The sequence below is a fragment of the Stappia indica genome (assembly GCF_020177335.1).
GTDB lineage: Bacteria > Pseudomonadota > Alphaproteobacteria > Rhizobiales > Stappiaceae > Stappia > Stappia indica_B.
In genome coordinates this window covers 17,777-30,419 of sequence record NZ_JAIVMG010000010.1, presented here as the reverse complement: position 1 = coordinate 30,419, position 12,643 = coordinate 17,777, and the positions used below count along the sequence as shown (strand labels likewise).

11 protein-coding genes are annotated in these 12,643 nt (G+C 66.4%); 2 read left to right on the top strand and 9 right to left on the bottom strand.

Translation table 11 applies throughout. The annotated features are described in order from the left end of the window. Positions 1-19: 19 nt before the first annotated feature. From LC062_RS14135 to LC062_RS14105, 7 genes are all read right to left on the bottom strand, one after another. Positions 20-934 carry a branched-chain amino acid ABC transporter permease gene (locus LC062_RS14135; protein WP_224911681.1) on the bottom strand — a complete coding sequence of 305 codons (915 nt, stop codon included), beginning with the start codon at positions 932-934 and terminating at the stop codon, positions 20-22. An 85-nt stretch (positions 935-1,019) separates the two neighbouring features. After that, a complete protein-coding gene (locus LC062_RS14130) occupies positions 1,020-2,186 on the bottom strand; it encodes an ABC transporter substrate-binding protein (RefSeq protein WP_224911680.1) in 1,167 nt (388 codons plus the stop codon). A gap of 162 nt (positions 2,187-2,348) precedes the next feature. Next, a complete protein-coding gene (locus LC062_RS14125; RefSeq protein WP_224911679.1) occupies positions 2,349-3,287 on the bottom strand; it encodes an MBL fold metallo-hydrolase in 939 nt (312 codons plus the stop codon). Between the two features lie 13 nt (positions 3,288-3,300). After that, the gene (locus LC062_RS14120) at positions 3,301-4,467 is read right to left on the bottom strand and encodes an ABC transporter substrate-binding protein (RefSeq protein ID WP_224911678.1); all 1,167 of its coding nucleotides are present in this window, start codon (positions 4,465-4,467) and stop codon (positions 3,301-3,303) included. Between the two features lie 71 nt (positions 4,468-4,538). Then, positions 4,539-5,090, bottom strand: a complete 552-nt coding sequence (locus LC062_RS14115) for a 3-hydroxyanthranilate 3,4-dioxygenase (RefSeq protein WP_224911677.1) — start codon at positions 5,088-5,090, stop codon at positions 4,539-4,541. A 52-nt stretch (positions 5,091-5,142) separates the two neighbouring features. Then, positions 5,143-6,099, bottom strand: coding sequence for a dihydrodipicolinate synthase family protein (locus LC062_RS14110; RefSeq protein WP_224911676.1), 957 nt, complete (start codon positions 6,097-6,099; stop codon positions 5,143-5,145). Beyond that, positions 6,099-8,345 (bottom strand): xanthine dehydrogenase family protein molybdopterin-binding subunit, encoded by a 2,247-nt coding sequence (locus tag LC062_RS14105; RefSeq protein ID WP_224911675.1) that lies wholly within the window; start codon positions 8,343-8,345, stop codon positions 6,099-6,101. The genes LC062_RS14110 and LC062_RS14105 overlap by 1 nt, the downstream gene beginning before the upstream one ends. A 181-nt stretch (positions 8,346-8,526) precedes the next feature. Between LC062_RS14105 and LC062_RS14100 the strand changes: the two genes are divergently transcribed. After that, the gene (locus LC062_RS14100; protein ID WP_224911674.1) at positions 8,527-9,438 is read left to right on the top strand and encodes a LysR family transcriptional regulator; all 912 of its coding nucleotides are present in this window, start codon (positions 8,527-8,529) and stop codon (positions 9,436-9,438) included. Between the two features lie 4 nt (positions 9,439-9,442). Here LC062_RS14100 and LC062_RS14095 read toward each other — a convergent pair whose 3' ends face one another. Together LC062_RS14095 and kynU are read right to left on the bottom strand one after the other, a co-directional pair. After that, on the bottom strand, positions 9,443-10,354 hold the full coding sequence (locus LC062_RS14095; protein WP_224911673.1) for an alpha/beta hydrolase: 912 nt from the start codon (positions 10,352-10,354) through the stop codon (positions 9,443-9,445). 100 nt (positions 10,355-10,454) lie between these two features. Then, positions 10,455-11,723 carry a kynureninase gene (gene kynU, locus LC062_RS14090; RefSeq protein WP_224911672.1) on the bottom strand — a complete coding sequence of 423 codons (1,269 nt, stop codon included), beginning with the start codon at positions 11,721-11,723 and terminating at the stop codon, positions 10,455-10,457. Positions 11,724-11,880: 157 nt separating this feature from the next. Between kynU and LC062_RS14085 the strand changes: the two genes are divergently transcribed. Then, entirely contained in the window at positions 11,881-12,627 is a 747-nt protein-coding gene (locus LC062_RS14085; protein WP_224911671.1) for a GntR family transcriptional regulator, read from the top strand. Positions 12,628-12,643: the final 16 nt, after the last annotated feature.

The window sequence follows — 12,643 nt, the reverse complement described above, 5'->3', positions numbered from 1 at the left end:
GCCGTTTCGAAGAGGCGCATCAGGTGCTTCCCGCAAAAAGCCCCTTGGGCCGGATCAGCAGGACGATCGCCATCAGCAGGTAGATCCCCATGGAGGAGATGCCCGCGCCGAGCGCATCGGCTTCCGGACCGACCATCACCTGGCGCAGAAGGCCCGGCAGATAGGCCCGCAGTGCCGTGTCGGTGACCCCGAGCAGGAGGCTGGCGTAGAAGGCGCCCTTGACCGAGCCGACGCCGCCGATGACGACCACCACGAAGGTGGTGATCAGGATCTGCTCGCCCATGCCGACCTGCACCGCGAGGATCGGACCGGCCATGTAGCCGGCGAGCCCGGCGAGCAGGGCGCCGAGGGCGAAAACGGCGGTGTAGAGCAGGCGGATATCGACACCGAGCGCCCGCACCATCTCCCGGTTGGTGGAGCCGGCCCGCACCAGCATGCCGACCCGGGTGCGGTTGATCAGCAGGTAGAGGCCGACGGCCACCAGAAGCCCGACGGCGATGATCGCCAGCCGGTAGAGCGGGTAGAACAATCCCGGCAACAGCTCGACCGAGCCGCTGAGCGCCTCCGGCAGGCCCACGAACAGGGGCTGCCGGCCGAAGATCATGGTGATCGCCTGATTGAAGATCAGGATCAGGCCGAAGGTCGCCAACACCTGATCGAGGTGATCCCGGTCATAGAGCTGGCGCACCACCAGAAACTCCACCGCGATACCGGTAAGGGCGGCGGCGGCAAGGCCTGCGGGAATGCCGAGCAGGAACGAGCCGGTGGTCGCCGCCACGTAGGTGCCGGCATAGGCGCCGATCATGTAGATCGACCCATGGGCGAGGTTGATGACGCCCATGATGCCAAAGATCAGCGTCAGCCCGGCGGCGAGCAGGAACAGCGTCACGCCGAGCTGCATTCCGTTCAGCAATTGTTCGAGAAAAAGCGTCATCGCCGATGGGTCCCGAAAGCGGTGTCAGAAAATGAGGCGGCGCGTACGCCGCCCCCAGATGGGTCGAATGGGGCCGTTTTCCGGCTTACATCTTGCACTCGGCGGCGTAGGTATCGCCGCGATCCTCGAACACCTGACCGACGGTCTTCAGCACCGGCTTGCCATCGGCGCCCTTTTCGACCTTGAGCGCGTACCAGTTCTGTACCGGGTGCTGGTTGGGGCCGAAGGCGAACTTGCCGCGCACGGAGGCGAAATCGGCCTTGCGCAGCGCCTCGCGGAACGCCGCCGGATCGTCGAGGCTGCCACCGGTCGCCTTCAGCGCCGAGGCCATCGCCAGCGCGGTGTCGTAACCCTGGCTGGCATAGTAGGTCGCCGGGCGGTCATAGGCGGCGGTCCAGGCTTTCATGAATGCCGCATTGGCCGGATTGTCGAAATCCGAGTTCCAGTGGCTGGAGACATTCAGCCCGAGCGCCGCATCGCCGACGGCGGCCAGCGTCACCCCATCCATCGACGGCGCGGCCACCACCATCGGCACCGTTTCGGCAAGACCGGCCTGCTGATACTGGCGCAGGAAGGCGATGCCGAGCCCGCCGGGGTGGAACTGGAACACCGCTTCCGGCTTGGCGGCGCGGATCTGCGCCATTTCGGCGGCAAAGTCGGTCTGGTCGAGGCTGGTGTAGATCTCGCCGACGATATCGCCCTTGAAATAGCGCTTGAAGCCGGCGATCGCGTCCTTGCCCGCCTGATAGTTCGGCGCCAGCACGAAAGCGGATTTGTAGCCAAGGTTGGTGGCGTTCTGGCCCGCGCTCTCATGCAGGGAGTCGTTCTGCCAGGAGACGACGAAGTAGTTCTCGTGGCAGCCCTTGCCGGCCAGGTTCGAGGGGCCTGCGTTCGGGCTCAGATAAAACGCGCCGGAGTCGACGATGTCCGGCACGGTGGCGCCGGCCACATTGGAGAAGACGATGCCGGTGAACAGCTTGACGCCCTCGTTGGTGATCAGGCGTTCGGCGATCTGGCGGCCGTTGCCGGGCTTCAGCCCGTCATCCTCGACGATCAGTTCGGCCGGCACCCCACCAAGGGTGCCCCCCTCCATCTCCATCGCCAGCTTGAAGCCGTCGCGAATGTCCTGGCCGAGATACCCGGCGGGACCGGACAAGGTGGTGATCATGCCGATCTTCACAGGTTCGGCGGAAGCCGGCAGCGCCACCAGCGCCGTGGCCGCGAGTGCCAGCAGAGACCCTTTGAAACTCATGTGTCCTCTCCTCCAATGCAATGCAGCGGCTTGCCACCGGGTGTGGGTCGGTCGCCGCAGGCTCATCCCTTCTAAAAGACCGGTCCGCCGGAAGCTCCCGATGGGGAAGCCGGACGGAGGATCCGGTTGGCGCCGTTTCGCGGCGTCCGTTTTATGTGCCGGCTATTCTTCTTGCGCGATTTCCAGTGGTTCGAACCGGAAACCGGCCGCATCCGCCTTCAGCCGACCGAAAACAGGCGCGGGAAAATGGTAAGGCGCGAGAATGGTGTCGCCGCTGGCAGCCTCGGCAAGCAGGGCACGCCGGGTCTTGCGGGCGAGATCCGGATCCTCGCAAAAGTTGCTGACGACGCGCTCATCGGCCAGTTGCAACGGGTGGTGCACCGCGTCGGCGAGGAACAGGATGTCGCCCGCACCGGTGTCGAGCGCGACCACGACCATGCCCGGGCAATGCCCGGGCGCGGGGCGCAGACGCAGGCCTGGCGCGACGTCCGCGTCCGGCGCGACCTCCTCGAACCCGACGGTTTCGACGATCGGCAGCACGCTGTCGGCAAACGCCCCGTGCAGGGTGTCGCCGTCCGGCGTTTGCGCGTGAACGGCTGTCCAGTGCGCCAGTTCACGCGCCGCGACCACATAGCGGGCATTGGGAAAGGTGGGACGCCAGACCTCGCCATCGCGCACCGTGTTCCAGCCGACATGATCGGCATGAAGATGCGTGTTGACGACGATGTCGACGTCTTCCGGCTCGATGCCGATTGCGGCCAGCGCCTGCAAGAAGGGCGTATCGCGCATGTGCCAGGCCGGCCGGTCGGGCCGGTTCTTGCCATTGCCGATCCCGCCGTCGATCAGGGCGGTGAACGCGGGGGTCTCGACCACATAGCAGTTGAAGCTGAGCCGGACGGTGCCGGCGGCGGCATCCACCGTACCCGCCGGAGACACCGCTTCGGCCGCCACCAGATCCGCCTGCGTCATGCCGCCGAAGATCGCCGCCGCCGGCCAGGCGATATCCGCCAGATCCGGCAGGCAGGTCACCCGCACCTTGCCCACCTCCAGCCGGTCCAGATCCATGCCGCAGTCCGCGATATGCCGCCGGATGACCTTCATCGCCGCAAGGTCCTCACAGGTCGCAATCGGCGGCGAACGGGTCGCCATGGGCGGCCATGAGCTGCTTGCGCGTCTTCAGCGCCAGCTTGCCGGCATCGTCGCGCACCACCTGCATGGCGTACCAGTCCTGCACCGGATGCTGGTTCTTGCCGAAGCTGAAGCTGCCGCGGGTGGTGTCGAAGCCGGTTGCCAGCATGGCCGCGCGGAAGGCCTCCGTGTCGTCCACGTCGCCGCCGGTCTCTTTCAGGGCCGAGGCAATGGCCAGCGCGGTGTCGTAGCCTTGCGCCGCATACATGGTCGGCGCCCGCCCATAGGCTTCCTCGAAGCTGGCCACGAAGGCGCGGTTGGTGTCGTTGTCGAGGTCGACATTCCAGGCACCGGACACATTGAGCCCCTCGGCCGCGTCGCCCACCGCCTTCAGGATCGCGTGGTCCATGGACGGTTCGGCGATCACCATCGGGATGCTGCCGAGAAGACCGGCCTGCTGGTACTGGCGCAGGAAGGCAATGCCAAGCCCGCCGGGCTGGAACTGGAACACCACATCCGGATTGGCAGCCTTGATCTGCGCCATTTCGGCGGCGAAATCGGTCTGATCGAGGCGGGTGTAGATCTCGCCGGCGATCTCACCGTCGAAGTAGCGCTTGAAACCGGTGATGGCGTCCTTGCCGGCCTGATAGTTCGGCGCCAGCACGAAGGCGTTCTTGTACCCGAGGTCGCTGGCATTGCGGCCGGCGCTGCCCTGCATGGTGTCGGTCAGCCAGGACAGGACGAAGTAGTTCTTGTGACAGCCCTTGCCGGCGAATTCCGACGGACCGGCATTGGGGCTGACGAAGATCGCGCCGGCATCGAGGATTTCCGGAACGGTGGCACCGGCCACGTTGGAAAAGACGATGCCGGTGAACAGCTTGACGCCTTCGTCGTTGAGGAACCGGTCGGCGATCTGCCGGCCGCTGCCCGGCTTCAGCGCATCATCCTCCACCAGTACCTCGACCGGCACGTCGCCGAGCTTGCCCCCTTCCAGGTCGATCGCCAGCTGGAAGCCGTCGCGAATGTCCTGACCGAGATAGCCGGCGGGGCCCGACAAGGTGGTGATCATGCCGATCTTGACCGGATCGGCGGCCAGGGCGGCGGAGGTGCACAGGGTCGCCGCGACGGCGGACGACAGAAGGCTCTTCAACATTGTTTTTCTTTCTCTCCCGAACAGGAATCGGCGCCAGGCGCCCGGTTCATGCGTGATGGACCTCCGGCGCGTCAGAGCGCGACCCAGCCCTCCGGCGGCAGCTTGCCCGGATGGATGGCACCGCAACCGGGACAGGTGCGCGCGGCCTCGTCGGCATAGAAGGCCTGATAGATCGGCGGCAGGTCACGGACGATGCTCTGCAGGGAGACCTCGACCCGCTTCACCAGGGTGCTGCACTCGAAGCAGTACCATTCGAACGCATCCTTCTGATCGGCTGCGCGTTTCGGCTCGACGACCAGACCGACCGAACCCTCCTGCGGGCGCTGCGGCGAATGGCGCACATGCGGCGGCAGCAGGAAGATCTCGCCTTCGCGGATCGGTACGTCGTAGAAATCGCCGTTGTCGATCACCTTCAAGAGCATGTCGCCCTTGAGCTGGTAGAAGAACTCCTCGACCGGATCGTCATGGTAGTCGGTGCGCTGGTTCGGACCGCCGACCACCGTCACCATCATGTCCGCGTCTTCCCAGATCTGCTGATTGCCGACCGGCGGCTTCAACAGGTGCTGGTGCTCATCGATCCACTTGGAAAAGCTGAATGCCGAAAGGCGCCGCTTGCTGCTCATTGTCTTCCTCCCTGGGGCGCCCGGTCCGGTCCTCTCCGGCCCGGGCGATGTGTCAGCTCATTTTCAATCCGCAGGCCTCGAAGGCGGCGCGGGTCACCCGCTTCTCCTCCTCCGTCAGCGGCAGCATCGGCGGGCGTACCGCGCCGCCGACCTGGCCGAGCAGGTCCTGCCAGTATTTCTGATGGGCATGGGGCTTTTCCGCCGGACGGGTGCCCTTGAGCGCCGCCCGCACCGGATCGAGACTGTCGCGCAGGGCCCGCGCCTTGTCCGCCTCACCCCGGAACGCCAAATCCGTGTACTCGCGCATCCTGAGATCATGCTTGCTCTGGATCAGGTAGGGCGGCGAGGAGCAGAGGTAGAGCTGCCAGCCCAGCTCCAGGATGTTGTCCAGCCATTCCTCTTCCGACGCGGTGCTGACCAGGATGCGGTCGCCCGCAAGCCGGTTCAGTTCCGTGTACATCGGCCGGGGAACGCTATACTTGATCGCCACCACATTCTCGATATCGGCCAGACGGTTACACAGCTCGGGGCTCATCAGATAGCCGCTGTCCGGGTGGCTCCACAAGGCGATACCGATATCGACCTTGTCGGCGATGGTGCGGTAGTAGTTGTAGAGGGTTTCGTCCTGCTCCTTGAAGAAGTGCAGGATCGGCGCGTGGACGACGATGTAGTCGGCGCCGGCCTTCTGGGCGTGCCGGGCAAGGTCGATCACCACATCCATATTCTGATCCGAACAGGACATGATGGTCTGGGCGCGGCCGGCACAGGCCTCCACCGCCAGATCGAAGCTGCGCTTGCGCTCCTCCAGCGACATGGAGAAGAACTCGCCCTGCTTGCCGGCGACGAAAAAGCCGTCGATCTTCAGATCCTCGATCCAGTGATCGAAGTTGCGGCGAACGCCCTCCTCGTCGATGGCGAGCGTCTCGGTGAAGGGCGTCAGCGCGGCGGCCCAGATCCCCTTCATAGTCTGCCGCGAATAGGCCTTGGCGTCTTTCTTCGTGTATTTCATCACTGATCCACGTTGCTGCGGCGGCCGGCTGCGTCTTGCATGGCACGCCAGATTCGTTCGCTGGTGAGCGGCATTTGCAGGCCGCGCACCCCGAAGGGAGAAAGGGCATCGCCGACCGCGTTGACGATGGCCGCCGGGATGCCGATGCATCCCGCCTCGCCAACGCCCTTGGCGCCGAGCGGATTGGTTGGGGAAGGTGTTTCGATCTTCTCGATCCGGACCGGGGGAATGTCGGCAGCGCGCGGCACCGCGTAATCCATCAACGAGCCGGTCAGCATCTGGCCGTCCTCGTCATAGACGATGCGCTCCATCAGCGCTTCGCCGAGGCCCTGCGCCATGCCGCCGACAAGCTGCCCACGCACCAGCATCGGGTTCAGCACCACGCCGGCGTCATCGACCCAGACCACCTCCTCGATGGTGGGCGTGCCGGTGTCTTCATCGATAATGACGGTGGCAATGCAGCAGCCGCTGGCCCAGGCCTCGCCATCGGCATGGAAGACGACGGAGGAACACAGCGCCGCCTCCTTGGGATCGCCCGTTTCCGGTCCGAGCAGGTGTCCGGCCAGCGTCTCCCAGGAGGCCATGCGCCCGGTATCGCTGGCGACGGAGACGCCAGCCTCACCCGGCACGATCTCGTCTTCGCGACACTGCAAGAGCTCCGCCCCGGCGCGGCGGACCTGCTCCAGCAGCCCCTCGCAGGCCCGGACCATGGCGCCGCCGCCGATCGCGGTGCTGCGGCTGGCGAGCGCGCCGATGCCGGTCGGGCTTTCTTTCGTGTCGCCATGGCGCACCGTCACCTGCTCCGGAGCAACCTGCAACAGATCGGCGACGATCTGCGAAAACGCGGTTTCCCGGCCCTGACCCTGGGCGCTCGATCCGGTCGCGGCGATGATCGTGCCGTCGCGACAGAGCGAGGCAGTGGCGCTCTCCCAGCCCTGGCCGCAGGGCTCGATGTAAAGACTGACGCCGATGCCGAAGATCTTGCCATCGCGGCGCAGCTCCGCCTGGCGGGCACGCAGGGCGTCGTACCCAGCATGATGCCGCGCCATGTCGACCAGGGCCTGATAGTTGCCGGAATCGAGCGTTTCGCCGGTTGGGGTCGCATACGGGAAGGCGTCGGCGGCGATCAGATTGCGCTGGCGGAACTCCAGCGGATCGAGCGACAGGACGCGGGCGGCCTCGTCCATCAGCCGCTCCATCAGCATGGTCGCCTCGGGCCGGCCGGCGCCGCGATAGATGCCAACGGCCGCGCGGTTGGCGAAATACCCTTTCGCGCCGATGTCGATGCCCTCGACCCGATAGGGCCCCGGCAGGATCCGCCCGGCGTTGCGGGCCGGGATCACCGCGCTGAACGGCATCCAGGATCCGAGCTGGAAGGCAAGCTTCGCCCGCAGGCCGAGGACCGTGCCATCGGCGGCCACGGCAAGCTCGCCGGAGGTGGTGGCGCCGCGCCCGTGGGTCGCCGCCAGAAGGTCGTCGCTGCGGGTGGCGCACCACTTGACCGGCGCGCCGAGCCGGCGCGCGGCAAAGGCCACCATCACATCCTCGGGATAAATCGACGCCTTGCCGCCGAAAGCCCCACCCACATCCGGCGCGATCACCCGGACCTGCGCCAGCGGCAGGGCCAGCATGCGGGCAAGATCGTCCCGCGCCCGGTGCGGCGTCTGGGTCGAGAGCCAGGCGGTCAACCGCCCCTCCCGCCAGTCGGCCAGCGCGGCGCGCGGCTCCAGCGCCATCGGCGCCAACAGGGAATGTTCGACCGTGATGCCGACCACATGATCGGCGGCGGCAAAGGCCGCCTCCGCATCGCCGGATCGCCAGTCATGGGTCAGAAGCTCGCGGCGCTCGTCACCGGCAGCGACGGGCAAGGCGTCGATGTCCAGCCCGGCGAGCTGCGCCGCATCGCGGGCAATCGCCCGTGAGGTCGCGACGATGGCCGCGACCGGCTGGCCGACCGCCTCGACCCGCTCCGCCGCCAGAACGCGCATCGGCTGAGGTTGCACATCCGGAATCAGCAGGTTGATCGCCGCCGCACCGAGATCGGCGATATCGGCCGCGGTGAAGACCGCCACCACCCCATCAAGGGCGCGGGCCTCGTCCAGATCCAGCTCGACAATGTCGCCATGGGCGAACTGGCTGCGGACGAATTCCAGATGCAGGCAGCCTTCCGGAGTCAGATCGTCGACATAGCGCCCCTGGCCGGTGACAAGCCGCTGGTCCTCGCGACGGCGCACAGTCTGCCCCATCCAGCTTTTTCCGGCCCTGTCGATCTGTCCGTTCGCGTCCAAGAGAGGTTCTCCGCCCGCCGCGCCCGCCGGGCGCCGCCTTTCCTAAACTTCCCTCAGGAAATCACGGGCGGCATCTATACGGCAATCCTGTTTCATCTTATTAATTGATAAGCAAAAACGATAAATAAGGTCCTGCACGATGAAGGTCACCCTCCGACAGATCGAGTGCTTTCTGGCGGTTGCCGAGTTCGGCAATTTCTCCAGAGCCTCCCGGCGCATGAACCTGGCGCAACCGGCTCTGTCGCAGGCGATCCGCGACCTTGAGGCGGAACTGGCCACCCGGCTTTTCGACCGCACCACCCGGCGCGTCGAGCTGACCGAGGCGGGTCGGGAGTTTCGCGCCTCAGCGCAGAAGATCTATGAGGATCTGGAACTTGCGGTGCAAAGCGTGCACGAGCTTGCCGAGCGGAAACGCGGGCGCATCCGCATCGCCGCCCCACCGTTGCTGGCGGCGGTGGTGCTGCCGCAGGCGATTGCCGATTTCCACCGCCGGCACCCGGGCATCTCCGTGGAGCTGGCCGATGTCGGCACCGAGCAGATCCTCGACAGCGTCCGCAGCGGCCGGGCCGATTGCGGCCTGGGCACGTTTTCTCCGGCGGAGGACGGGATCGAGCGGGTGCCGCTCAGCCGCGACAGCCTGATGCTGTTCTGCGACCAGAAAAGCGCCTTCAACGGCGCCGCATCGGTGAACTGGCGCGATCTTGCCGGTCAGCCGTTGATCACCCTGACCCGGGACAGCGGCATCCGGCTACTGGTCGAGGTTGGCTTCGAGACCGCGGAAGTGCCCCTGAAGCCGGCTTACGAAGTGTCGCAGATCACCACCGCCATCGCTCTGGTGGAAGCCGGCCTCGGCATTGCCGTGCTGCCGACCTATGCGCTGGCGGCGGCGCAATATCGCAAGGTCTCGGGCAAGTTGCTGACCGGCCCGAGCATTTCCCGCGAGGTGGTGATGATCCATGCCACCGGCCGGTCGGTCTCACCGGCGGTTTCCGCCTTCGCGGCGGTGCTGCGGCGCTACGCGCAGCAGCTCACCCCGCGCGAGACCAGTTGAGGCGTCAAGCGCCTGCCGGTGTCTGGCCCGTGCCGATCAGCGCCAGCAGAGCCCGCGTCAGCTCCGTGTCCTCCCGGGCAAGATCCAGCACCACATCGAAATGATTGCGTTCGGCCACCTTCAGCAAGGTGGAGGGGAAACCCGCTTGCTGCCAGAGCCGGTGATAACCGACCGACTGACGCTCGAACCCGGCCGGCTCGCCCTCCGCATAGGCGGTGACGATCGGGCAGCCGCTGGCCGGCAGGTTGAGCGCCGGGCTCAGGCTGGCAACATCACCGTCTTCGAGCGGCAGCCACTCGCGCACGAAGGAGTGCGCAATCGGGCCGAGGTGAAACAGGCCGCTGATCGGCAGCGCGCCCTTGATCAGGGTCTCCGGCACGTCGAACTCGCGATGCCAGCCACCGGACAAGAGCGCGCCGGTGAGATGGCCGCCGGCGGAACTTCCGCCCACAAAGATCCGCTCCGGATCAAGGCCATAGTCGGCCCCGTGGTGCCAGAGGAAGGCCGCGGCCGCGCGCACCTCGCGCACGATCTCGTGCAGATCGACCTCCGGCGCCAACCGGTAGTCGACCACCGCCGTCGCAATGCCATGGGCGGCCAGGGTGCGGGCCATGAAGGCGGAGTCGCGTTTCGACAGAGCCCGCCAATAACCGCCGTGGATGAACAGGAACACCGGGCGCGGCGTGTCGCCGAGGCCATAGATATCGAGGGTCTGGCCGCTTTGCCGGTCATAGACCACATCGAGATGGCCGGGACAGGCGACACGCGCCACATCCGAGCCGGCGCGGTAATCGCGCATGGCCGCCTCGAAGGTCTCCACCGGCACCGAAGCGCGCGCGTTGTAATCCCGGTCGATCTCCGCGCGCGGCAGCGTCGCTTCCGTGTCGAGCCCCGCTCCCTTATCGAGCATGGTCATTGGCGTGGTCTCCTCCCCTTGCCGCTCCCGGTTGCCAATCACGGCATCCGGGACGGTCCCTGATACAGGACCGACCCGAAAGCGTCCATCCAGCGGCGGATCAGGTCACGGCGCGGCGCGCGGCAAAGCGCGGATCGCGCCAGCTTTCGCTTTCCAGCACCTCCACCAGCGCCATCGCGGCGGAATGGATGTCGCGGTAGCTGAGATAGGCAGGGGCCATGCCGAAGCGCATCAGATTGGGTGCCCGGAAGTCGCCGACGATGTCCCGGGCGATCAGCGCCTGAATGATGGCATAGCCATCCGGATGGGTGATCGACACCTGGCTGCCCCGCTCCATTGCAGCCTGCGGCGTCACGATTTCCGCGCCATGCGCCGCGCAAGGTTCGCGCACCAGATCCATGAACAGATCCGTCAACGCCAGGCTTTTCGCCCGGAGCTCGGCCATGTCCACATCCTCAATGGCGGCAAGCCCGGCGTTGAGCGCCCGCATCGACAGGATCGGCTGGGTGCCGCACAAGAGGCGCCGGGCGCCGGCATCGGGCCGGTAGCCCAGTTCGAAGGCGAAGGGTGCCGCATGGCCCCACCAGCCGGACAGCGGCTGGCGCAGGGTTTCATGGTGCCGGCGGGCGGCATAGATGAAGGCCGGCCCCCCGGGGCCGCAGTTCAGATATTTGTAGGTGCAGCCCACCGCCAGATCGGCGTTGGACGCATCGAGCGCCACCGGCAGGATGCCGGCCGAGTGGCATAGGTCCCAGACCACCACCGCGCCCGCTTCGTGGACGCGCCGGGTCAGCTCCGCCATGTCGCGCAGGGCGCCGGTGCGATAGTCGACGTGATTGACCAGCACCACCGCCGTGCGCTCGTCGATCAGCTCTTCCAGGGTGGCGCCATCCACCCCCTCCAGCAGAAGGGTCACATCCGGGCGGCCGGCGACCACCCCTTCAGCGACGTAGAGATCGGTGGGAAAACTGCCGCTTTCGGCGACGATCGTCGTGCGACCCGGGCGCAGCGACAGCCCCGCGTGCAGCGCCTTGTAGACGTTGACCGAGGTGGTGTCGCAGGCAACCGTCTGCCCCGCCGCTGCGCCGATCAGCGCACCGATGCGGTCGCCGAGCCGATCGGCCAGGGCGAACCAGCCGGCATTGTTCCAGCTGCCGACCAGGCCATCGGCCCATTCCCGCCGCAGCGCCGTCTCCATGTCGTCGAACACCGCGACCGGCGCCGGTCCCAGCGAATTGCCGGCCAGATAGATCAACCCCTCGGGCACATGAAAGCGGTCCCGCAGATGGGCCAGCGGATCGGCGGCGTCCCGCGCCTCGATCTCCGCCCGCGTGGGCGCGCCAGTGGAATGATCGCCAACCAGGGTCATTTTCGTCCTCACATGCCTGTCGCCGGAAGCAGTCTCCGGACCATCCGTGCTTCGAAGACAGATCATTCTCTCATTATCGAAAATGTCAATTAATATATATAATATCGACTATCAGGCTGTGATATATATAGTTTCAAGCTCACACCCGTGGACATCGATGGCCAAGACCGAAGCCCCCACCAAGACCGAAGCCGCCTACCAGCGCCTGCGCCAGGAGATCCTGGAAACGCGGCTGCGGCCAGGCGCACCGCTCAAGCTCGGCGCCCTGCGCGAGGCCTATGGGATCGGCTGGACGCCCTTGCGCGAGGCCCTGTCGCGGCTTGAGGCGGAGCATCTGGTCGTCTCCAGCAGCAACAAGGGCTTCAGCGTCGCGCCGGTTTCGGTGGAGGAGCTCAACGACCTGACCCGGGCGCGGCATCTGGTGGAATTGCCGCTCCTGGCCGAGTCCATCGCCTGCGGCGACGATGCCTGGGAAACCGCGCTGGTCGCCGCCCATTACCGGCTGTCGCGCTGCAAGCCGCCGGTGGAAGATCCGCGCGAACTGGTGATCAGCGACTGGGAACAACGCCATGAGGAATTCCATCATGCGCTGCTGGCCGCCAGCCGCTCCCCCTGGCTGATGCGGTTCTATCTGCAGATCACCGACCAGACCCGCCGGCATCACCGGGTGCTGGCGATCACCCCCGGACTTTCCGCCGGCGCCGGAGACGGCTGGCGCGACAGCCCGGCCTTTCACGCCTTGCAGGGCGCGCTGGCGCTGGAGCCGCATACGGCGCTGATGAAAGCGGCACTCGACCGCAACACGGACACCGCGCTTGCCCTCATGGCCGAGCACATCCAGTTGATGAAGGGGGTGTTTGCCGCAGCCGATCTCGACGGATCATCCCCGCTGATCGGCACCTGACCGGCATCTCCGGCAA